This is a genomic window from Erythrobacter dokdonensis DSW-74 (assembly GCF_001677335.1).
In the GTDB taxonomy this organism is placed as follows: domain Bacteria; phylum Pseudomonadota; class Alphaproteobacteria; order Sphingomonadales; family Sphingomonadaceae; genus Erythrobacter; species Erythrobacter dokdonensis.
The window spans coordinates 125,944-147,445 of the sequence record NZ_LZYB01000006.1 but is presented as its reverse complement, the minus strand read 5'-3'; the positions used below and the strand labels follow the sequence as shown (position 1 = coordinate 147,445).

Sequence of the window (21,502 nt, the reverse complement as noted above, 5' to 3'; positions counted from 1 at the left end):
TTCTAGCCCGCCGCCTTCTTCAGCGCGACCCGAATAAGGTCACCCTCGCTGGCGCCCTCGCCCAGTTCCTCCAGCGCGCGGGCCACGGCCTGGGCGGCGACGGCGGGCTTGAAGCCGAGGTTTTCGAGCGCGCTTGCCGCATCCGCGCCGACGCTGCCCGCCGGAGCGGCCGCCGCCGCGGCTGCGAAGCCGCCCGACCCGCCCGGCATCGCGCCGGCCTTGTCCTTCAGCTCGTTGACGATCCGGCCCGCAAGCTTCGGCCCCACGCCCTGCGCGCGGGCGACCATGGCCGCGTCGCCTTTGCCGCACGCGTCGCGCAATTCTCCGGTCGAGAGGGCGGACAGGATCGCAAGGCCGACCTTGCTCCCCACCCCCTGCACGCCGGTCAGCAGCCGGAACCAGTCACGCTCGGCGCTTTCCGCGAACCCCAGGAGCCGCATGTCGTTCTCGCTCACCTGCAATTCGGTGTGCACGGTGCAGGCTTCTCCAACCTCGCCCAGCGCGGCGAGCGTGCGGCTGGAACAGTGGACGAGATACCCCACCCCGCCCACGTCAACGATCGCCCAGTCATCGCCGGTCGCATCAAGCCTGCCTGTGAGTTTGGCGATCATGAGTCCCTGCCCGCGCTACCGCTACGCTTCGGGTTTGGCGGACAGAACAGGAACAGTCCAGAGGGCGCACGCGCTTATAGTCAGGTGGACAATCGCGCAGACTTGGGCAAAAGCGCGAGGCATGAGCTGGAACACCTTCGGGCGCGTGCTGCGCTTTACCACTTGGGGAGAGAGCCACGGGCCCGCATTGGGCGCGGTCGTTGACGGGTGCCCGCCGGGGCTGGCGATTTCCGAGGACTTCATCCAGCCCTTCATGGATGCGAGGAAGCCGGGCACCAGCCGCTTCACCACCCAGCGGCGGGAAGATGATCTGGTGCGGATCCTGTCCGGCACCTTCGAGGGCAAGACCACTGGCACGCCGATCAGCCTGATGATCGAGAACACCGACCAGCGCAGCAAGGACTACTCCGAGATCGCCCAGCGCTATCGTCCGGGCCATGCCGACTACGCCTATGACGCCAAATACGGCATCCGCGACTATCGCGGTGGCGGGCGCTCCAGCGCGCGCGAGACGGCGGCGCGGGTGGCGGCGGGCGCGGTGGCGCGGCTTGTGATCCCCGAAGTCACCATCACCGCTTACGTGTGCGAGCTCGGCGGCGACCGGATCGATCCGGCAAACATCGACCATGCCGAGATCGCCAGGAACCCGTTTTTCTGCCCCGACGCGGCTGCGGCCAAGCGCTGGGAAGAGAAGGTCGATGCTGCCCGCAAGGCCGGGTCGTCACTCGGCGCGATCGTCGAGTGCGTCGCGGAGGGCGTCCCCGCAGGCTTTGGCGCGCCGATCTATGCCAAGCTCGACAGCGATCTGGCCGCCGCGATGATGAGCATCAACGCGGTGAAGGGCGTGGAAATCGGCGACGGCTTCGAAGCCGCGCGCCTGACGGGCGAGGAAAACGCCGACCGGATGCGCCCCGGTCCGGACGGCAAACCGGTCTACCTCGCCAACCACGCGGGCGGCACGGCGGGCGGCATTTCGACCGGCCAGCCGGTGGTGTGCCGGGTGGCGTTCAAACCGACCTCGTCGATCCTGACCCCGGTGGAGTCGATCAACAGCGCCGGCGAAGCGGTCGAGGTCGTCACCAAGGGCCGCCACGACCCCTGTGTCGGCATCCGCGGCACGCCGGTGGTCGAGGCGATGATGGCGCTGGTGCTGGCCGATCACAAGCTGCTGCACCGGGGTCAGGTGGGGTAGGCGGCAGGGCAGCTTTGCCTCGCTTCTGGAAAAAAGCCGCCATTCAGCAATCGACCCCTTGCCGGACTCAACCAAACTCGTTGCCCCGTGATTGACCTACCGCGAATGGCGCATGGCAAAGGCGGGATAGCTTTCCACATCGCCCCGGCGAATCTGCGCTTCCATCAGCGCAACCGCCATATCCACCTCGTCATTGGTGGCTCCCGTTGCCTGCGCCAGCTTCAGGCCGTGATAGACTGTCGCGGGATATTCGGTGGTGTAGGGATAGGCGCTCGGGTCATCCACCGGCAGATCGAAACTGACCCATGGTTGCCGAGCAATATCGGCAGGCAGGCCCAGAACCTGCGCCATGTGCCGCCAGTCGCTGAACCAACGCCCCTCCAATCGCGCTGGCAGATTGAGGAAACAATAGGGCCCGGTCGCAAGAAAACGCCGCGCCAGAAACCTCTCTGCAAAGGCCAGTTGCAATTGCAACCACCGCTGATCGTCATGCAATCGCCGCCCCCAATCCAGCACGTACCCAATGTAGTAGACGATTGAGCCCGTGTAGACCCCGGGTCGCTGCCCTGTCCGGATCGATGCCCAGAATGTCGGATTGGGCTGGCTATCGCCGGCCTCGCCTTCCCAGAACATCCCCAATTGCCCCATACCCGGCACCGCGAGCGCCCTGACGGCGCGGTCCAGATTGGCGGACAGGATCGCATCGAAACGTTCTGCCGATGGCAACCAGTCAAGCGGCGGCATGGAGCGGAGCAAGGCAGAGGCCAGCACCAGATCGCGCATGGACCACGCCCAGTCGCGGCCCTGATCCTGATCGACCAGCTTGCCGCTGGTACCGCGATAATCGGGACCAACCGTATTGAGCACGGTGCAGGCGGAAAACACCTGCTCCTCGACGAAAAAGGGATGCAATTCGGTAAGCAAGGCCGGAATCAACGAGGGGCACGGGCGGTGCGCATTGTCGATGTCCCAATCAAACCGCATACCGGGGCTTACCGAGATTATCCTTTCTTCGGGATAATTCTGGTAATATTGCTGCACTTTCAGCGGCGTATTGGGTTTATCGAGCAGCAGCGGCAAGCCATCGGCCCCGCGCACATGCCAGGGGATTGATGCAGCGGTCAGCCCGTAAGCCATGGTGACGCGCCGCATCTCTGCGCTGCGTTCCATGATGTAGCGCGCTTGCCGGTGAATAATCGGCCCCACTTCATCGCGTAATCCCGTGGTTCCCATGGAAGGCGTCAGCCCGCCCTTGTCCAGCGGCGTATAATTGGGGACCGGGTCCAGATAGGGCCATTCCGAAGGGGCCTGAAGCCTTGGCCCGATGCCCCACGGCAGCAACCAGCCCCCGGCTTGCCACCGGTTCAGTTCACGATCGGAGACAGGCCAGGCCCGCGATGCCATGACCCAGCGCTGGAAGTCGCCATGGCCGTAGAGCGGGAAGCTGCGGCCAAAGACGCTCGCCTGATAGCTGACCGCCGGGGTCTCCGAAGCCAGATTGGTCCAGCGCTGCCGCTCTACCACCACCACATCAAACGGCTTGCCATCTATCGGGGATGCGGCCTGCAGATACCAGATCAGCGCCCATGGCCCCTTGCGCAGGAACACCCGCACGGTGTGCAGCCCCGCGCTCTGCCACAAGGCAGCGGGATCATCCGCCGTGAAGATCGTATCGCCAAGGCGCACGGGGGGCGCGGTAGCCGCCATGGCGGGATCACGCGGGATTGCACCGCCCCGGGTGTGTCCTTGCGCTCGCAATGGCGCAGACGCGGGGCTGGACGAAAGAAGACCGGGCGCAACCATTGCTGCCGCGCCACAGGCCATCATCAATCGGCGAGACATCATCTTGTGTTTCTCCCGTGGAGCGCCTGACTCTGTGCCGATGTGGCCAGTTGTATGATCGCCTGTGCGCTGTTCCTCAACCATCATTGCCGCCCCGCGAGACCCGGTACAGCGTAAGCGGGCAGTCCTTGATCTCGACAACATCCAGGTTAGACGCTGCCCATCGCGCTCGCGCCGGGTTTCTGGGGAGCACGTAATCGACCTGCCATTCGGCGACGAAAGCACGGCTGGCCTGAATGCCGAGCCGCCCGTGCGCCATGTTGCGCGGCTCCATCATGGTCGCAAATCCGCCCAGCGCGCCGGCGCGGGCGGCGAAAAGATCGTCGCCCAGCACCAGAATGCGTGGCCGGGGGGTGTCCTTCACGCAAGTCTGCAGCGCCTTCAGATCGCCGGGTGCATCGAAGCGGGCCCATTCTGCCCGATCCATGCGACCCGCGGCCAGTGACTCTTTGACCTGTCCGATTGTCAAAACTGCCATCGCCGCGGCCACGCTCATGAACGCCAGCCGCGCGGCAAGGGCGCGCTGGTGGAATGTGGCCCCCTTCGCAATGCACCAACACCCGGCCGCCAGCAGTCCGGCCCAGATTAACGCTGCGAAATAGCGGTGTTCAAGATAGCCTGTCAGCACCTGCGGCGCCAACAGCAGCGCCGTGATCACCGTAAACACGGTTAGCACCTTCAGACCATCATTCCCGCGCGGTCGCCCGGCTGCAAGGGCCGCAAGGGCAGCAAGCGCCACAAACGCCGCTGCAGTAAGCCCCATGCCCGTCGCCAGCAGCGCCGCAGCTGTGTAGGAATACCCCCACACATTGGCCGCCACCCGCGCAGCCCATGCCGCAGGATCATCGGCCAGTCCCGGTTGCGGCGCTGGCCACCAGTCGGTGACATAAGCGGCCGGGTCCAGCGAGGCGGCAGTGCTGCTGTTGTCAGTCGCAAACGCCGTGCCGAAGGTCATGAGGGAATAGGTGACCCATGGCGCCACGGCGACCCCCGCCGCCGCCACCGCCGCCAAGGCCCGCTTGGGGCTGCGCGTCAGCCACAAGATCATCGCAGTGATGAGCAGTGGTAACAGCACCGCATCAAACCGGTTAAGCACCCCAAGACCGGCGAGGAAACCGATCCGCGCCGCGCCGGCCAGACTGATCCGTGCGCCTTGAAGCAGGCCGCTCAGGATCAACGCAAACAGCAGCAATTGCAGCGGGATCGTGCGGCCCGCACCCAGTTCGGCAAGAAGCATGTTGGGGCCGAGCAGCCCGATCAGAGCCGCCCCCAAACCGAGCCACGGCGCGCCGCTCACAGACCGCCCAATCCGTTCCGAAACAATCGCAAACCCGGCAAAACACACAAATGACAGATACAGCCCGGTGCGCGGACCGGTACCCAGCAGCGCATCGGCAAGGGCGAGCATGGTAGGATAAAGTGGCGGGAAGCTGGCAGAATAGGGCGATGCGCTGGCATAGCTGCGCCAGTGGTTGAAGCGGTAGAAATCGCCGAACACCGTCTGCGACAATTCATACAGCGCCCATGAATCGGGCGAATAAGGCGGCGCGACGATCATGCTCAGCAGCAACGGGGCGAGCACCAGCAGCAGTATCGCAAGCGGCCACAGCAGCGACGCGCGCCCGCGCACCGCATCATCAGGCGTATAGCCGCCGGTTGCGGCGATCACGGTTTCCTTCAGCAATGCCAGCTTGGACGCGAAGCCGCCGATCTTGGTCGGCACCTTGCCGTCTTCGGGATAGCGCCGCACCACTGGCACATGCGCGACCTTCAGCCCCAATTGGCCAGCGCGCACTGTGAGGTAGAACAACAGGTTATAGACCTGAAACTCGTCCCGGAACGGACGCACATCGGAGCGGGTCAGGTAGGCCGCGGAATAGGCACGGAACCCGTTGGTGGTGTCGGTGAACCAGTGCCGCCCCGACAGGCTCAGCAGCGGGGCATGGATCAACCGGTTGGCGATGGTGCGTTCCAGCGGCGTGTTCTCCGCCGCGCCGCCGGGAAGATAGCGCGAGCCCTGCACATAATCGCAGCCCTCCTCCAGCTTGGCGACCATGGCGGCGACCGCTTCGACCCCGTCCTTGCCGTTGCCGTCGATGGTAACAATGCCCGCGTAGCCCTGCCTGAGGCACCAAGCATAGGCCATCCGCAGCTGCGCAGAGAGCTTGCCCGGCCCGGTCTTGGTCAGCACCGCGCGCACGCCCGCTTTCGTCACGAAGTCAGCATCAAGCGATCCGTCGGTCGACCCGCCATCGGCGATGACCACGTCCACCGGCAGGCCCGCCGCCTGAATACGCAGCAATTGGCCGCGAATCCTTTCGCCCTCGTTGATCACCGGAATCACCAGCGCATGACGATGCTGCCGCGCCGCATAGAGCGCGATTTCGTGGGCTGGCACGTCCCAATCGCTGTCGTCGAGGATTGGCGGAGAATCCAGGGTCATGGCGTATCCGGTGCGGCAGCGAAGACAACGAACTTGCTCAGCGCAAAGTTCACAAAGAACGATCCACCCGCGCCACAGATCAGGATCACGAGCGCCAGATCATCGGCCAGCACCCGGTCGAGCAGCGCGACAAGCGCCACCCGGACTGCGAGCGTGGCGAGCGCGACCATTGCGTAAAGCCCTGCGCGCCGGGCCGAAAGGCTGCGCGGGCCGCTTTGAAAGCTCCAGGTCTGATGGATGACGTAATTCGCGCTCGCCGCCACCGTAAAGCCGATCGCCGCAGCCAGCCACAGCGGCACGCCAAGCCCGGTGTGCAAGCCAAAGGCTATGGCGAGGTCGATAACCACCCCCAGCACTGTCACGGTGAAGAATCGCAGCAGTTCGGTCATGGTGCAGCTTGTGCCAGATAGCGGGCGATGCCTTCGGGCATGCGGGGCAAAGCGGCGGTATCGACCGGGGCATAGATCTGCGCAGTGCAGGTGGCCGTACCGATATCTGACCCGTCAAGCACCTCGATCGTCAGCCGGGTTGTGGTGCCCGCAGTGACAGGCGTAACAAGCGACACCAGCGCGGTGTTGCCGATGCCATAGCGGGGGAAGTCGGCCCAGCGGTCGGCCTTGGCGGCGGTATCGGGCGAAGCCTCGGTCACGGTCAGCATAGCGCTGCGCCTGGTGGCAAAGGGCGGTTGGCGGGTGACGCTGACAGAGGCCAGCCCGGAGGCGGGCGCTGCGATGTCGAGCGCCAGCGTGCTGCGCGACGGCGCGGAAACCCGGCAGGTCGCGGCGGCGATGGGCGGTGTCGCAGTCTCGGCGCGCACCCACAGAACCTGCTGATCATTGCGGGCGATGGGCGTGTAGTTTTCGTGCAGCGCCCGGAAAAATGGCCAGTTGGCGCGGCGTATCCACCCCTCCCATCCGCTGTAGTCGGGCGCGATAGTGGTCACGGCGGCGACCTTGCGCTCACCCACCAGCGCGGTGAAATTGGCCCGGTTGTCCGCGCCCAGTGCGTGGATCAGCGATCCGACCGGCGCCGGGCTTTCCACTCCGGCGGCGATATCCAGCGGCGAAGTATAGGCCGACAGCAAGCGCCGATCCTGCGCGATGCCTTGTGCATCCCACGCTTGCGCCAGTTGCCGCATTGCCGCCAGATCCGCGGCATATTCGGGCGTCACGTGGAAGCCCAGACCTGCGTCATACGTGGTGCGGTCAGTGCCTGCGCAGACCGTCACCAGCCGCGCCGCTTCGATCCCGACGATAGCCAGCGCCGCCACACCAACAGCCATGCCGGTCTTTGCCGGGGAGGCGTTGCGCAGCAGCGGCTTGGTCCAACGCAGCAGTATCCGCTGACCGATGATCAGCGGCGCGCAGGCACCCAGCACGAAAGTGATGGCGTTGTATTCGGCCCCGATATGCCCGCCGATCTGCGGGATCAGCGCGGTGCCGATGACACTGGCGCCGACGACAATGAAGGCGCTCCCCCGGACCGGCGCACTGCGGCCGCGCAAGCGCTGGACCACCGCCCACAGCATACACAGCGTCAGCACAATCAGGCTGGCGGTGGAGAGCAGCTCGCCGTGGCGCAGGATGTTGGGCAGGTCACCCACGCCAAGTATGCGGGTGCTGCGCTCCCACGGCGCGAAGAACCAGAACTGGTCGCCCGCGACATCGCGGAAATTGTATTGCAGCCACGGCCCCGGCGCAGCGTGGGTCACCGCCAGCAGGATTGCGCCCGCCGCCGCGATGACGCCAAGCCCGAATGCCGCCATGGTCCGCGCCAACAAAACCAGCCGCCGATGCAACGCCATCACCAGCCCAAGCACCAGTGCAATCACCAGCGGAATCCCCGCATCATTCGACCACAGCAGCCCCACCCCCGCGGCCAGACCCAGCAGCAGGCCGCCCGACAGCGCCCGGCCTTGGAGCAGCACCCGGCGCACCTGCACGACAAACAACGGCAGGACGATGAACGGCAGAAACCCGCGCAAGGGCCGAAGCGAAACGCCGGGATCGAAGGTCGCAGGCCAGCGCAGGCCCGCGCCCTCTGCCACCAATGGCGCGGCGTAATAGAACCCGAAAATCAGCACCAGCGCCGCCTGCCAGCTCGCGCGGGGCGGCACCGCCCGGATCAGCCACACGGTCGCATAGGCCGCGCCAAAGGCCCCCGCTATCATCGCCACATTCGCGGCCAGAGTCGAGGCGAACAGCGTTTGCCCGAACAGGAGAAACACCGGCAGCAGCGCCAGCACCATGGTGATGCCGAGATAGGACTGGAACCCTGTCCCCAGCTGATCGCCATCAGCAAAGTGATCGAGCGCGAACCATGTTTGCAACGCCCCGTCGATCGAATTGAGGCTGTGATCGAACAGCAGCCCGCCTGCGCGCAAAGCACAGATCAGCGCTGCCAATCCCCCCAGCGCCCACCATCCGCGTCCCTGTGCCCCTGCCCGCAGCCGATCAGGCATAGGCGTGCCCGAAGACAAAACCGGAATTGAGGGATGCGAATTCGGGCGCTGTCTCCTTCACCGCTTCAAACAGGTCGTAGATATTGTCGATCTTGCCGCCGAGGATCGAGATCACCCGGCTATCCTCCGGCTTCTGGTGGTAAAGGATCGGGCGGCCATCGTCGGCCTCGTTCTTGATCAGGATGGTCTTCACATCATAGATCGACCGGCGATAGGTCGCCCCGGCAAGGCACGGTAGATAACGCTGGGCATCGCGCTGCATGAAGGCAAAGCGCGTTTCGGGCAACGCCGCGGCAAGATGGCGATAGGGATCACGCGCCTGCGGGTTGTCGGCCCAGCTTTCGTGCGGGGTATAACGCACGTGGGTCAGCGAATAGAGCTGTTCCGACGGGTAAGGCATGGCCGAAAAAAACGGCCCGTCCATCACCGTCACGCCGATCTTTTCCAGTTCGCATGGGGGTTCGATCAGCGCCAGTTCGGCGATTTCGTGCTTCAGCCGCGCGCCGGGCAGGCCGGCCTTGGCCAGCACCGCATTGATCTGGGCATAGGTGATGTTGAAGGCATAGCGTGCGGTCACTTCGCTGCCATCCGACAACGCGACCACCACGCCGCTGCGATGGTCAGCAAGGCCGACCAGCTCAGTTTCGAGACGCACTTCGATACCGGCATCGGCCATGCGCGCTGCGACCTGCTTGCCGAGGACCTTGTGATCGAAGGCGACCTCGAAACAGGCGAACACGTCTTCGATCATGTCGGGATTGAACAGCGCCCGGTGGCTCGGGGTGGCCGGTTCGATCGGCGCGCCCATGTCGCGGAACATGCGGTGGAATTTCTTGGCCGTGACCTTCGAGCGGCGCCGCGCGATGGCGTAGAGCATCTGGAAATCGCCCACCACGGCATCGGGGAAATCAGCCAGAAAGCGGCGGTGCAGCAGCATGGATTTGACCGCGGTGGCGGCTGATCGGGGATAGTGAAACCCGGTGTGCACCCGCGCCTGATTGACCCGCGAGGCCCGGTCCATCAGCCGCGGCCCCACCTCCACCACCAGCACCCGCGCCGAGATCGAGCGCAGGTAGAGCGCAAGGCAGCAGCCATAAAAGCCGCCGCCGATCACGACGTAATCATACTGGGTGGCAGCGGTGGGCGGCATCAATCCGGTACTTCCGGGCCAGCGCGGCCATCGCTTTCAAGTTCGACATTGAGATCGAAGGCGACCTGCTGGAACAGATCGATCCGGTTGACTTCCTCGGGCACGATCCCGCCCTTCAGCCGCCGCTGCTGTTTCAGCAGGTGTTGCAGGCCAAGACTGAGGCCCAGCGTCGACAGCCCCATGAACACCGCGCTGACCGCCAGCATCGCATTGGTGGTCAGCCAGCCCGGCGCGAGGGTGTCGACCAAGACGAGCGCGCCCACGATCCAGGCAGCATAGGCTATGCCGAGCAGAGTCAGAATGGTCGAAGAAATCGCCACCACCGACAGGATCGTCGGCGTCAGGTGGATCAGCAGCGTCTGGAGCAGCTGCATGCGGCGCGCCAGCCCCATGAAGGCGGTACGCGCCGCCACATTGCGGTCGGTCCGAAACCAGTCGAGCTGTAGGCGCGGATCGCGCGGGGGAAAGCGCAGCGCAAGGCGTGGCTCGTCATGCTCCAGCAGCAGGTTGAGCTGCGTCCGAGGCACAGCGATGGACTGAAAGTCGCTCGGATCGACATTGAACCCGGCCAGCTTGCCCAGCGCGATGAAGGGCCAGGCCAGCAGCCGCTTTACCGGGCGGCGGACCGCGCGAAAGGCCATCGTCACGGAACTCTCGCGCTCGGAATGGCCCAGGAAGGCGATCAGGTCGAGCTGCGCGATCTCGTCGAGATTGCCGATCACCACCAGATCGCCAATCGCTTCCTCGGCGGCGATCACCCGGCGGTCGTAATACTCGGTGCCGCGCTGCACCACGAACAGGCGGGTGTTGGACACCTCGGCGATCAGCGGCAGGAAGGCTTCGCGCTGGGTGTCGTCGACCACGAGGATGATCTCGCGGAAGCGGAAGGCGCGGTCGAGCGTGGCGGCGACATCGCGCAGGGCGGCGAATGTGGCAGGGTTTGCGGCAAGGTCGGAAAAGCACACCGAGACGACCATGTCTTCGCGCGGTTTCTTGAACTGGCTTGCGTCGGGTTCACGCACGGATCGCCCCCTCGGCCTGATGCGCTGCCTTGTCCGCTTCGACCAGCCGCGCGACGGCACGCCGAACATCGGCAAGGCCCTGCGCCGGGCGCTTCATTTCGATAGACACCGCCTTGGCATAACCCGACGCGCGCAAGGCTCGTAGCACCGGCACCAGCGCCCCGGCATCCGCCGGGGCCGGGGCCAGATCAGGCTCGCTGACGTGGACATGATTAAGGCGCGGGGCAAGGCCGGGCAGGCGGGTCGGTACGCTGGCAAAACTGCCGTTCATGTGCATCGCACCCAGATCGAGGATCAGGGCAATCGCCGGATGATCGACAAGCGCAACGAACGCCTCGGCCTCATCCAGCGTGGTGAGGAAATTGGTGCCATAGGCGGCCGGGTTGGCTTCGATGGTGATGCGCGTTCCGGCGGCAGCAGCGACATCGCCAAGGCGCCGGAACACGGCGGCGGCCTCTGCCAGTGCGTCAGCCATGGCCATGCCCGCAGGCACGCGGCGCTGTGCCGGGGAGCCGAACACCAGATTGGGAATGCCGAACCGCCCTGCCAGCGTGATTGCGCGCGTCATCCCGCGTTGGAACAGGTTGCGCGCCTCGGCACCTCCAAACAGGGCCGCACCCGTGACGCCGAACAACAGCGATTGCATCGACACCGGCGAAAGCCCCGCATCCGCCGCTTCGCACAAGGCCTCATGAGCGCTCGCTTCGTCAGGCACGAAGGGATCGTCGGCGGCGTGGAAGAAGATACCCGGCGCGATTTCAAGGCTCGTGATCCCCGCTTCGGCAAGGATGGCATAGGCCTCCAGCCTTTCGTCCGCCGACCAGGCAATATTGGACATGGCGAGCCTCATGCCGCGGCCCTTTCGCTGGCGTAAAACGCGGCGAGCTGGTCGAGCGTCGCAGCAGCGCTGAATTGATACGGCCCGTCAGCACCCCACAAGCCGGCATGGCGGGTGCGCATATCCTCACGGTGCATGCGTGCGGGCGTGTCCGGCATGGCGCGCCCGGTCAGCCGCGCATGGATCGCGGCGGCGGTCAGCGGCTCTGCCACCAGATGCAGGTGCGACAGCCCCGCTCCCAGCGCGATGCCGATGTCCTGCCACAGCCGGTCGATAGAGTAATACTGGTAGGTCGTATCGGGATGATGGAACTGCGTCGCCGAAGCGCCCAGCGCCGTTACCGCATCCTCGAGCGCCGCGCGCCGCCTGTCGGCATTGAGCGCCGCCCGGTCAAGCTTCAGCAACCCGGTGACCGCATCGGGCGCATAGAGCGACGCCGCCCACGCAGCGAGCGCGGGATCGAGTGCCTCCGTCAGCGCATCGCGTTTTGCCTCGGTCAGCAGCGATGGCACCGGGTTCATCAGATCGAACAGGAAATTCTTGCGCAATCCGTGCCCGAACAGCGCGGGCAGGCGGACAATCAGGCTGCTGGCGAAATGGCTTTCGACAAAGGCCTCCAGCGCGCGGCGATGGCGGCCATAGGCCAGGTCCTGCTGGAAGGCCTGCGTGCCTTCGTCATTGCTGCCTGCAAAGTCGGCCAGCACGGCGATGGAGGAAATCAGCACGAACCTTTCTGCCCGGATCGTGGCCAGCCGCGCGATTAATCCGTCGATCTGCGCGGCGTCACGCTCTGGCGAACGGTTGGCTTCGAACATTGAACCTGGCGCAGCGGCGCAGATCAGGGTGCCAAATGCCTGCCCTTCGATAGTGGCAATAGTGGTGCTGTTGTAGCAGGCATCAAAGCCGGTTTGCCGCAGCACCGCGCCGCCGACAAAGCCGGAGTGGCCGATCAGGCCGGTATCGTGGTGTGCATTTCCGAAACTTTCCATAGCGTCTTGGGCCCGTCGCTGCACTCGTGCTTGGGGAATTGGTCTCTTCGGGCACACGGAGGCAGAGCGGCTGCGATCCGCGTGGCAGGGTGACTGTGCTGGTAATTCAGAATGATATCGATAAGGTTAACCAAACCGTGCCATCAGAGAGCGGCCTGTGAGGCTCTAGGGCTGGCTCCTGCGGTGCCTCTTGCAAAGCAGATCTTCCGCTTCCCACCCACTAGCGGTCATAGCGAAATCAGCCGCCAGTTCCCAAAAGCGGACCACGCGCGGCGTGAGCCACACCGCCAAATCCGATCGGTTCCCGCCCCGCTGATTGAAAAAACCGATTTACGCAATCGCACAAATCAACTTTTGTGCAGCGCAATAATCCCTATTTGGGCAGCGCCAGTCTAATCCCAACCTCTCAACCCCATCAAAAGGACAAACTCCCATGGGTATTATCGGTTCGACCATCCAGCCCTTCACCGCCACCGCTTTTCAGGCGGGCAAGGATTTCTTCGACGTCACCAATGAAGACCTCGCCGGCAAGTGGTCGGTGTTCTTCTTCTACCCGGCCGACTTCACCTTCGTGTGCCCGACCGAACTCGAGGACATGGGCGAGAAGTACGAGATGCTCCAGTCGATGGGCGTCGAAGTCTATGCCGTCAGCACCGACACGCATTTCAGCCACAAGGCCTGGCACGACACCTCGGACAAGATCGGCAAGCTGAAGTTCCCCTTCCTGGGTGACCAGAACCACGTGCTGTCGAACCAGTTCGGCGTCCTGCGCGAAGGCGTGGGCCTGGCTGACCGCGCGACCTTCGTGGTCGATCCGGACGGCGTGATCCAGATCATGGAAATCACCTGCGAAGGCGTGGGCCGCAATGCCAACGAACTGACCCGCAAGATCAAGGCCGCCCAGTACGTGCGCGCCAACCCCGGTCAGGTCTGCCCGGCAGCGTGGGAAGAAGGCGCGGAAACCCTCGCCCCCTCGCTCGACCTTGTCGGCAAGATCTAAGGTCTGACCTTACAGAACCGGCAGGCGCGCCGCCCTCCCCCCCCCAGGCGCGCCGGCCGAAAAATCCCGAGAGCGATTAAAGAGCCCTCGGGTCGTAGCCGGGACCGGATGCCATTCCTCCCTTCCCCCCTTTAGGGCGATGGCATCCGGTTCCGCGTTACCCGAATACCGATTGATTTTCGGGATCACCCCAGTTTTCGCGCGTCCGCCGCGCCCGGAGGAAACCATGCTCGACGCCGCCATGCAGGCCCAGCTCAAGACCTATCTCGCCAATCTGCGCGAAGGCGTGGAACTGGTCGCCTCGCTGGACGACAGCGAGAAGTCGCGCCAGACCCGCCAGCTGATCGAACAGATTGCGGAACTGCACGATCTCGTCACTGCGCGCTTCGACGGCACCGATGCGCGCAAGCCGAGCTTCGTGATCCGCCGCGCGTCGGACGCCAACAAGTGGGTGCGCTTTGCCGGCCTGCCGATGGGCCACGAATTCACCTCGCTGGTGCTCGCGCTGCTGTGGGCCGGCGGACACCCGCCGAAGGTCGATGCCGACCTGATCGAGCAGGTGCGCGCGCTGGAAGGCGATTTCCATTTCGAGATGTTCTTCTCGCTCACCTGTCACAACTGCCCGGACGTCGTGCAGGCGCTGACGCTGATGGCGCTGGAAAACCCGCGCATTACCGCGACCCTGATCGAAGGTGGCACCTTCAAGGACGAGGTCGAGCGCCGCGACATCATGGCCGTGCCCGCGACCTTCCTCAACGGCGAGCCGTTCTACAACGGCAAGATGGAACTTGCCGAGATCCTGTCGAAGCTCGACAAGAACGCCGATGCGAAGCAGGCCGAAAAGCTCAGCGCCAAGGCGCCGTTCGAGGTGCTGGTGGTCGGCGGCGGCCCGGCGGGCGCGGCGGCGGCGGTCTACACCGCGCGCAAGGGCTTCAGCACGGGTATCGCGGCGGAGCGCTTCGGCGGGCAGCTGATGGACACTCTCGGGATCGAGAACCTTCCCGGCACGACCTACACCGAAGGGCCGAAGCTGACTGACAGCCTCAAGGCGCATGTGGGCGATTATGACATCGACCTGATGGACTTGGCCCGCGCGGTGGAACTCAAGCCCGCCAAGGAAATCGGCGGCTATCACGAAGTCGTGATGGCCAACGGCGCGAGCCTCAAGGCGCGCTCGCTGATCCTCTCCACCGGCGCGCGCTGGCGCAATCTCGGCGTGCCGGGCGAAGCGGAGTATCGCAACAAGGGCGTGGCCTATTGCCCGCACTGCGACGGCCCGCTGTTCAAGGGCAAGCGCATCGCGGTGATCGGCGGCGGCAACTCCGGCGTCGAAGCGGCGATCGACTTGGCCGGGATCGTCGGCCACGTGACGCTGATCGAATTCGACACCAAGCTGCGGGCCGACGAGGTGCTCCAGCGCAAGCTGCGCTCGATGCCCAATGTCGAGATCATCACCAACGGCCAGACAACTGAGATTCTGGGCGAGAACGGCAAGGTCAGCGGCCTCGTGGTCAAGAACCGCGCCAATGGCGAGGAACGCCGCATCGCGCTGGAAGGCGTGTTCGTGCAGATCGGCCTCGTGCCGAATACCGAATGGCTGCGCGAGACGGGGCTGGAACTCAGCAAGTTCGGCGAGATCGTGATCGACGATCACGGGGCGACCAATATCCCCGGCATCTATGCGGCAGGCGATTGCACCACGGTGCCGCACAAGCAGATCGTCGTCGCCATGGGCGAAGGCGCCAAGGCAGGCCTCGGCGCGTTCGACTTCCTGATCCGGAACGAACCGGTCGAGGACGTGGCGAAGGCAGCGTAAACGCCCCGCACCGGCCAATTTCCCTTTTTTTTCCGTTAAATACTATAGGCAGGCGACCCATGGAGGGTCGCCTGCTCCATTTTCTGATGGCGCTCATCGTGCGCCCGCATCGCTGTCCGTATCACGAGACGGATTGCGAGAGCGGGCACCTGTGCGTGCGCTGCGAGGATGATCGCCAGTACTGACTGGCAGCCATGATGGCGCGACGGGGTCGCCTCGACCCGGCATCACTAATCGTCCCAATCAATCAAAAAACGCGCATTAATCGATTGGACGCGCCATCCTGAAAGCGTAATCTTCCTCTTATAGGCTCTCCCCCGAGGGGCGAGTCTCACAAGACAACAGGCGAGAGGAGGACGAAAATCATGGATGCCAAGACCGGAGAAATGAGCGGCGGCTGCCCGTTCCACGGCAGCAGCGAAATGCGCAATCTGCTGGGACGCACCAACCGCGACTGGTGGCCCGAGGCATTGCAGCTCGACATTCTGACCGAGGGCGGGCGCAGTGCGAACCCCTATGGCGAGGATTTCGACTATGCCGAGGCGTTCAACGCGCTCGACTATACCGCCCTCAAGGCCGATCTCACCGCGCTGATGACCGACAGCCAGCCGTGGTGGCCGGCCGATTACGGCCATTACGGCCCCTTCTTCATCCGCATGGCCTGGCACGCGGCAGGCACCTATCGCACCGGTGACGGGCGCGGCGGTGCAGGCAGCGGGCAGCAGCGCTTTGCTCCGCTCAATTCCTGGCCCGATAATGGCAACCTCGACAAGGCCCGCCGCCTGCTGTGGCCGATCAAGCAGAAGTACGGCAAGAACATCAGCTGGGCCGACCTGTTCATCCTCGCCGGGAATGTCGCGATCGAAAGCATGGGCGGCCCGGTGTTCGGCTTCGGCGGCGGGCGCGCGGACGTGTATGAGCCCGAAAGCGTCTACTGGGGCACCGAGGAGCAATGGGTCAACGAAGGCGTTGCCACCCGCATCCAGCCCAAGGAAGGCAAGGCGCTCGAAAACCCGCTGGCCGCGATCCAGATGGGCCTCATCTACGTCAATCCCGAAGGGCCGCAGGGCGATCCGCATGATGCGGAAGGCATGGCCCGCGACATGCGCGAAACCTTTGCCCGCATGGCGATGAACGACGAGGAAACCGTCGCGCTCACCGCTGGCGGTCACGCCTTCGGCAAAGCCCACGGCGCGGCCCCGGCGGACACGTTCGGCGGCGCGCCCGAAAGCGAGGCGCTAGAGCTGATGGGCTTCGGCTGGCTCAATGACGAGGCCGAAATCGCGGCCGGCAACATCACCACTTCGGGCATCGAAGGCGCATGGACGCCCAATCCGACCGAGTGGGGCAATGACTATTTCCGGCTGCTGTTCAAGTATGACTACAAGCTGGTGAAGTCGCCCGCTGGCGCGTTCCAGTGGGAGCCGATCAATCCCGATCCCGAAGACATGGCCCCCGACGCGCGTGACCCGTCGAAGAAGGTGCCGACGATGATGACCACCGCCGACATGGCGCTGAAGCGTGATCCGGAATATCGCAAGATTTCGGAGAAGTTCCTGAACGATCAGGCGGCGCTGGACGATGCCTTTGCCCGCGCGTGGTTCAAGCTGTGCCATCGCGACATGGGGCCGAAGATCCGCTACATGGGCCCCGAAGTCCCGGCCGAAGACCTGATCTGGCAGGATCCGGTACCCCCCGGCCGTCCGGCCTCCGATGCCGAGGTGGCGCGCTTCAAGGCGGCGATCCTCGGCTCGGGCCTCAGTGTGTCGGAACTGGTCAAGGCGGCCTGGGCCTCGGCCTCGACCTACCGCAATTCGGACCACCGCGGCGGCGCCAACGGCGCGCGGGTGCGGCTTACCCCGCAAAACGGCTGGGCGGCGAACGACCCGGATGAACTCAGCCGTGTGCTCGGCGTGATCGAGCAGCATCGCGGCGAGCTTTCCATGGCCGATGCGATCGTACTGGCAGGCTCTGCGGCCGTCGAGAAGGCGGCCAAGGATGCGGGCTTCGACGTCACCGTGCCGTTCATGGGCGGGCGCGGCGATGCGACCGAGGAACACACCGATGCAGCGAGCTTCGAACCGCTCGAACCCTTTGCCGACGGTTTCCGCAACTACCTGCGCACCAAAGCCGATGTCCGCACCGAGGAGATGCTGATCGACAAGGCGCATTTGCTCGGCCTGTCGATCCCCGAAATGACCGTGCTGGTCGGCGGGATGCGGGTGCTCGGCGCGAACAGCGGCAACCGCAAGCACGGGGTGTTCACCGACAATGTCGGCGTGCTGACCCCGGACTTCTTCCGCAACCTGCTCGACATGGGCACCAAGTGGGCTCCGGTCGATGGTTCGGGCGACGAGGAATATGTCGGAACCTGCCGCGCCACCGGAGCGGAGAAATACCGCGCCACCCGCGCCGATCTGGTGTTCGGCTCGAACTCGATGCTGCGTGCCCAGGCCGAGGTCTATGCCGAGGCCGGAGCCGAGAGCAAGTTCGTGTGCGATTTCATCTCGGCCTGGAACAAGGTGATGAACGCGGATCGCTTCGATGTGACCTGCGCCAAGTATCACTGAGGCAAGCGGGTCTGACACCAAAGGGGCCTCCGGTGGCGACACCGGGGGCCTTTTTTGCTGTGCATCAGATCCAGCGCGCGTCCCGCAACTCGGCAAGCTTGGCGCGGGCGACCGGTGCCTCGATCCCGCGCGGCAGTTTCAGCCGGACATTACGTCCCTCACGCAGCACATCCTCGACAGCGCCGCGCGCGACCCACCAGCTGCGATGCACCTGCATCCCTTCCATATCGCCGAGCAACGCCACCGCATCGCGCATCCGCATCAGCACCAGTGCCGAGCCCAGCATCGTGTGGACGCGGACATAGTGATCCTCCATCTCCAGCGCGATGATTGCGCTGCCCAGTTCGGCGGGAAGCTGCTCGAACAGCGGGTTGGACGGCGCGGCAGGCGGTGCGGGCTCAGGCGCGACCGGATCGTGCGCCGGCGGGGGGGCACTGGCAGGCGGCACCGGCACTGCGTCCGGCGAGCGTCCCGGCTGCAGCAGGTTGAACAGCAACGTCACCCCGCCGCCGATCACCAGGACGGCCGAATAATGCGCCATCATCATCTCGAGCCCGGGCCACAGCACCGGATCGGGCATGCTGTCGAGCAATTGCACAGCAAAGCTCATCGGCACGGTCGCGACCAGCACCGCGGCCACCCACAGCCCGGCGCGCGGCAGGGCCAGCGTGCGCTCGGCCCATGTGACCACCATGCCCATCGGGCGATAGATCGCATAGCCGAGATAGGCGAAGGCCAGCCAGCTCAGCAGCCGCGGCGCGAGCGGGATGGCATCGCTGCCGAACGGCCCGATCAGTCCGAGAAACAGCCCGATCACGCTCATCACCCCCAGATCGACGAGAATCTGACGCAAGGGATGGGGCGTGACAGGCGCTGCGGCTTGGCTCATCGCACGACTGGTGCCTGCCCGTTCGCGCTTCGTAAAGTGGCAAAGCGCGGCTTTTCAGGCGATTTCACGCATGGCACGCACCAAACGCGCAAGCGCGATTGCCCGCAAACGGCGTCGGGGCATCCACGACAGGCAAGTGAAAACCAGCCTTTGAGGAGACCTGCCATGAACGCCCTTTCGTTGAACCTCACCGCCCGCCGCGCCCCCGCAGCCCAGCCCGCCGCCGCCGGTTTCGACATCGGGCCCGTCGCCCGCACCGCGGTCAGCCTCGCCTGCTTCACCATGAGTTTTGCCGTGCTGGTCGCGCTGGGCCGGGCGGGACTGGGGTTGGTCGAGAACCTCCACCACTACAACAAGCTGCCGGTCATCATCCATGTCGCAACAGTCCTGCCGACCATTCCGCTGGGCGGCTGGCTGCTGCTGGCGAAAAAGGGCACCGCGCTGCACAAGCAGCTCGGCAAGGTCTGGCTGGTGCTGATGCTGGTGACCGCGACCTCGGCGATCTTCATCCAGTCATCGGGCGGCTATAGCTGGATCCACCTGTTCGTGCCGATCACCTTCCACGCAGCCTGGAAAGTGGTGGCAACCGCCCGGCGCGGCGACATCCGGGCGCACAAGAACCACCTTGTCCGGATCTATCTGACCGCGCTGATGATCCCGGGCATCGCCGCCTTTCTGGTGCCGGGCCGGTTGATGAATGTCATGCTGCTGGGCTGAGGCCTGCGCAAACACCCCGGATGCGTTAACCAGCCTTTCACGCGATATCGGTAAATTGCTGAAATCTGATATGGTTTTTCCGGCACAGGGCCGAGAGATGTCGCTGATAGACCCTGCTTCGATTGCGCAGCTTGCGGCGGCCTACCCGCGTGCTCCCGCCGGGTTGCGCCACAATCTCGTCGCCGAGGCGCTACTGGCCCATGCGGCGCTCGCCGATGTCGCGCGGCGCCTGCCGCCTGCCCATGCGGAGCGGCGGGTGCACGATGCCGCCGACGGCGAGGCCTTCGGGATGACCGAAGACCAGCACGGCACGGCCGATGCGATTGCCGCAGGTGGAGCGGACAAGGCGTGGATCATGCTGCGCGGTATCGAACAACTGCCGGACTACCGCGCGCTGCTGCATCGCCTGCTGGCCGGACTTGCCCCCGCCATTACCCCTGTCAGCGGGCCGGTGCGCGATATCAGGGGCTTCGTGTTCGTCTCCGCACCCCGTACGCATACCCCGTTCCATTTCGATGCCGAGTACAACATCCTGTTCCAGATCGCCGGGGACAAGGTGTTCGCGACCGATCCTCCGCCCCCGCCGTTCCTGGATCTGGCGGCACGCGAGGCCTATCATCGGTCGGGCGAGAACCTGCTCGCGTGGAAGCCGGAGTTCGCGTTGGGCGGACGGATCGCACAACGGATAGGGCGGTCATGAAGTCCTTTCCCGAAACCGCTTTCGCATCCGCAGCGCAAGGTCACGCAAGGGCGAAACACCCAGACGCCACGCACGGGCTCAAGGTCGATTTTCTCGCCCCCAGCGGCCTCGCGATCGAGGAACGCGCGCGTTGGGCGCGACTGAGCGCCCGCGCCGGGCCAGGCAACATCTTTGCGCAGGACTGGTTCATGGAGCCCGCGCTGAGGCATTGCGGCAACGCAACTTCGCTACGGCTCGCGGTGGTGCGGCAGCTGACGGGCGAATGGCTGGGCGTCGTGCCACTCACCTTCGAGACGTCTCTGGGAAATGGTCCGCTGCCCAGCCGCCATACATGGCTCGCCACCAACCAGTTCATCGGCACGCCGCTGATCCTGCCCGGTGCGGAGCGGGTATTCTGGTACGCCTTGCTTGCCCGCTTAGACCGGCGCCCCGGCGTGTCACTGGCGCTATGCTGCGAAGGATTGCCGCTCGATGATCCGTCAACCCTTGCGCTTAACAGCCTGTGCGCCGAACAGGACCGGCTGATCCACTGCACGAGCCGCTTTGAACGTCCGGCGCGCCTCGCCCGCAGCAAGCACGCAGAGAACCCGGGCGCGACGCGCAAGCTCGACAAGCGGCTCGACGGGCTGGAGCAGCGGCTGGCGCAGGCGCTGGGGCCGGTCAGCTTCACGCTCCATACCCGCCTTGAAGAAACCGATGCGTGGATCGCCGCCTTTCTCGCGCTGGAACGGGCGGGGTGGAAGGGACGCGCCGCCAGCGCGCTGGCCTGCTGCACCTCTACCGCCGGCCTGTTCCGCGAGGTTATCCGCAATGGCCAGCGCCTGGGCGTCGCGCGGCTTGCCTCCTTGCGGGCAGGCGACAGGATCGTGGCCATGAGCTGCTGGTTCGTGGACCGCGGACAGGGTTTCGGCTTCAAGATGGCCTATGGCGAGACCTGGCGCAGCCATGCGCCGGGGCGCCTCCTGATGCGCTATGTCGCGGGGCATCTCGATGATGACCCGCCGGTGCTGTTCGATACCTGCAACCGGCCCGGCACGCCGAGCGATGCCTTGTGGCCCGACCGCCGCGAACTGGGAAGCTTTGTGGTGGCGATAGGAGGCTGGTGCCGGCGAGCGATGCTGGCAGGCCTGCTCGATGCGCGCAGCCGCTGGCAGGAACGCAAAACCGCTTAGCCCCCCTGCGCGGGCCCACTGCACAAGGCGGTCTTCCAAAGCAGCACGAAAGCGCTTGACCCGCCTCCGATTCGATATAAATATGATATC

General features: G+C 65.1%; 18 protein-coding genes. 8 read left to right on the top strand and 10 right to left on the bottom strand.

Annotated features, from left to right (window positions below; translation table 11 throughout):
• Positions 1-2 precede the first annotated feature (2 nt).
• Positions 3-611, bottom strand: coding sequence for a Holliday junction branch migration protein RuvA (gene ruvA / locus I603_RS11345; protein WP_068865149.1), 609 nt, complete (start codon positions 609-611; stop codon positions 3-5).
• Positions 612-732: 121 nt separating this feature from the next.
• Between ruvA and aroC the strand changes: the two genes are divergently transcribed.
• On the top strand, positions 733-1,803 hold the full coding sequence (gene aroC / locus I603_RS11340; protein ID WP_068865148.1) for a chorismate synthase: 1,071 nt from the start codon (positions 733-735) through the stop codon (positions 1,801-1,803).
• Between the two features lie 96 nt (positions 1,804-1,899).
• Here aroC and I603_RS11335 read toward each other — a convergent pair whose 3' ends face one another.
• The 8 genes from I603_RS11335 to I603_RS11300 form a co-directional block, all read right to left on the bottom strand.
• On the bottom strand, positions 1,900-3,510 hold the full coding sequence (locus I603_RS11335; RefSeq protein ID WP_068865146.1) for a hypothetical protein: 1,611 nt from the start codon (positions 3,508-3,510) through the stop codon (positions 1,900-1,902).
• Positions 3,511-3,721: 211 nt separating this feature from the next.
• Positions 3,722-6,088: a glycosyltransferase family 2 protein gene (locus I603_RS14730; RefSeq protein ID WP_198157249.1), complete on the bottom strand. Its 2,367-nt coding sequence runs from the start codon at positions 6,086-6,088 to the stop codon at positions 3,722-3,724.
• The gene (locus I603_RS11325; RefSeq protein WP_068865144.1) at positions 6,085-6,477 is read right to left on the bottom strand and encodes a GtrA family protein; all 393 of its coding nucleotides are present in this window, start codon (positions 6,475-6,477) and stop codon (positions 6,085-6,087) included. Before I603_RS11325 ends, I603_RS14730 begins: the two co-directional genes overlap by 4 nt.
• Positions 6,474-8,549 (bottom strand): hypothetical protein, encoded by a 2,076-nt coding sequence (locus I603_RS11320; RefSeq protein WP_068865142.1) that lies wholly within the window; start codon positions 8,547-8,549, stop codon positions 6,474-6,476. Before I603_RS11320 ends, I603_RS11325 begins: the two co-directional genes overlap by 4 nt.
• Complete coding sequence (locus I603_RS11315) at positions 8,542-9,699, bottom strand: FAD-dependent oxidoreductase (RefSeq protein ID WP_068865140.1); 1,158 nt, start codon at positions 9,697-9,699, stop codon at positions 8,542-8,544. Before I603_RS11315 ends, I603_RS11320 begins: the two co-directional genes overlap by 8 nt.
• Entirely contained in the window at positions 9,699-10,721 is a 1,023-nt protein-coding gene (locus tag I603_RS11310) for a hypothetical protein (protein WP_068865137.1), read from the bottom strand. Before I603_RS11310 ends, I603_RS11315 begins: the two co-directional genes overlap by 1 nt.
• Entirely contained in the window at positions 10,714-11,559 is an 846-nt protein-coding gene (locus tag I603_RS11305) for a sugar phosphate isomerase/epimerase family protein (protein ID WP_232305363.1), read from the bottom strand. The genes I603_RS11310 and I603_RS11305 overlap by 8 nt, the downstream gene beginning before the upstream one ends.
• A gap of 8 nt (positions 11,560-11,567) precedes the next feature.
• Positions 11,568-12,548 (bottom strand): Rossmann-fold NAD(P)-binding domain-containing protein, encoded by a 981-nt coding sequence (locus I603_RS11300; RefSeq protein ID WP_068865132.1) that lies wholly within the window; start codon positions 12,546-12,548, stop codon positions 11,568-11,570.
• Between the two features lie 433 nt (positions 12,549-12,981).
• Here I603_RS11300 and ahpC point away from each other — a divergent pair, with 433 nt between their 5' ends.
• The 4 genes from ahpC to katG all read left to right on the top strand — a co-directional run bounded on the left by ahpC (position 12,982) and on the right by katG (position 17,934).
• The gene (ahpC, locus tag I603_RS11295) at positions 12,982-13,548 is read left to right on the top strand and encodes an alkyl hydroperoxide reductase subunit C (RefSeq protein WP_068865130.1); all 567 of its coding nucleotides are present in this window, start codon (positions 12,982-12,984) and stop codon (positions 13,546-13,548) included.
• A gap of 226 nt (positions 13,549-13,774) precedes the next feature.
• Entirely contained in the window at positions 13,775-15,364 is a 1,590-nt protein-coding gene (gene ahpF, locus I603_RS11290; protein WP_068865128.1) for an alkyl hydroperoxide reductase subunit F, read from the top strand.
• A gap of 59 nt (positions 15,365-15,423) precedes the next feature.
• On the top strand, positions 15,424-15,549 hold the full coding sequence (locus I603_RS14895) for a hypothetical protein (RefSeq protein ID WP_267889882.1): 126 nt from the start codon (positions 15,424-15,426) through the stop codon (positions 15,547-15,549).
• Between the two features lie 180 nt (positions 15,550-15,729).
• A complete protein-coding gene (gene katG / locus I603_RS11285) occupies positions 15,730-17,934 on the top strand; it encodes a catalase/peroxidase HPI (protein WP_068865126.1) in 2,205 nt (734 codons plus the stop codon).
• A gap of 64 nt (positions 17,935-17,998) precedes the next feature.
• On the opposite strand, the gene I603_RS11280 is transcribed toward katG, so the two are convergent.
• Positions 17,999-18,823: a LytTR family DNA-binding domain-containing protein gene (locus tag I603_RS11280; RefSeq protein WP_068865124.1), complete on the bottom strand. Its 825-nt coding sequence runs from the start codon at positions 18,821-18,823 to the stop codon at positions 17,999-18,001.
• 165 nt (positions 18,824-18,988) lie between these two features.
• On the opposite strand from I603_RS11280, the gene I603_RS14890 reads away from it, so the two are divergent.
• The 3 genes from I603_RS14890 to I603_RS11265 all read left to right on the top strand — a co-directional run bounded on the left by I603_RS14890 (position 18,989) and on the right by I603_RS11265 (position 21,412).
• Complete coding sequence (locus tag I603_RS14890; protein ID WP_068865121.1) at positions 18,989-19,540, top strand: DUF2306 domain-containing protein; 552 nt, start codon at positions 18,989-18,991, stop codon at positions 19,538-19,540.
• A 97-nt stretch (positions 19,541-19,637) separates the two neighbouring features.
• Positions 19,638-20,240 carry a hypothetical protein gene (locus I603_RS11270; RefSeq protein WP_068865119.1) on the top strand — a complete coding sequence of 201 codons (603 nt, stop codon included), beginning with the start codon at positions 19,638-19,640 and terminating at the stop codon, positions 20,238-20,240.
• Positions 20,237-21,412 (top strand): GNAT family N-acetyltransferase, encoded by a 1,176-nt coding sequence (locus tag I603_RS11265; protein WP_068865115.1) that lies wholly within the window; start codon positions 20,237-20,239, stop codon positions 21,410-21,412. The genes I603_RS11270 and I603_RS11265 overlap by 4 nt, the downstream gene beginning before the upstream one ends.
• Positions 21,413-21,502 lie beyond the last annotated feature (90 nt).

Bases quoted from the DNA above. Each gene is read 5' to 3' on its own strand.
- ahpF (WP_068865128.1), top strand. From the start codon at position 13,775: ATGCTCGACGCCGCCATGCAGGCCCAGCTCAAGACCTATCTCGCCAAT.
- I603_RS11305 (WP_232305363.1), bottom strand. From the start codon at position 11,559: ATGTCCAATATTGCCTGGTCGGCGGACGAAAGGCTGGAGGCCTATGCC.
- I603_RS11265 (WP_068865115.1), top strand. From the start codon at position 20,237: ATGAAGTCCTTTCCCGAAACCGCTTTCGCATCCGCAGCGCAAGGTCAC.
- I603_RS11335 (WP_068865146.1), bottom strand. From the start codon at position 3,510: ATGGCGGCTACCGCGCCCCCCGTGCGCCTTGGCGATACGATCTTCACG.
- I603_RS14890 (WP_068865121.1), top strand. From the start codon at position 18,989: ATGAACGCCCTTTCGTTGAACCTCACCGCCCGCCGCGCCCCCGCAGCC.
- katG (WP_068865126.1), top strand. From the start codon at position 15,730: ATGGATGCCAAGACCGGAGAAATGAGCGGCGGCTGCCCGTTCCACGGC.
- I603_RS11300 (WP_068865132.1), bottom strand. From the start codon at position 12,548: ATGGAAAGTTTCGGAAATGCACACCACGATACCGGCCTGATCGGCCAC.
- I603_RS11320 (WP_068865142.1), bottom strand. From the start codon at position 8,549: ATGCCTGATCGGCTGCGGGCAGGGGCACAGGGACGCGGATGGTGGGCG.
- ruvA (WP_068865149.1), bottom strand. From the start codon at position 611: ATGATCGCCAAACTCACAGGCAGGCTTGATGCGACCGGCGATGACTGG.
- I603_RS11325 (WP_068865144.1), bottom strand. From the start codon at position 6,477: ATGACCGAACTGCTGCGATTCTTCACCGTGACAGTGCTGGGGGTGGTT.
- I603_RS14730 (WP_198157249.1), bottom strand. From the start codon at position 6,088: ATGACCCTGGATTCTCCGCCAATCCTCGACGACAGCGATTGGGACGTG.
- aroC (WP_068865148.1), top strand. From the start codon at position 733: ATGAGCTGGAACACCTTCGGGCGCGTGCTGCGCTTTACCACTTGGGGA.
- I603_RS11315 (WP_068865140.1), bottom strand. From the start codon at position 9,699: ATGCCGCCCACCGCTGCCACCCAGTATGATTACGTCGTGATCGGCGGC.
- I603_RS11270 (WP_068865119.1), top strand. From the start codon at position 19,638: ATGTCGCTGATAGACCCTGCTTCGATTGCGCAGCTTGCGGCGGCCTAC.
- I603_RS14895 (WP_267889882.1), top strand. From the start codon at position 15,424: ATGGAGGGTCGCCTGCTCCATTTTCTGATGGCGCTCATCGTGCGCCCG.
- I603_RS11280 (WP_068865124.1), bottom strand. From the start codon at position 18,823: ATGAGCCAAGCCGCAGCGCCTGTCACGCCCCATCCCTTGCGTCAGATT.
- ahpC (WP_068865130.1), top strand. From the start codon at position 12,982: ATGGGTATTATCGGTTCGACCATCCAGCCCTTCACCGCCACCGCTTTT.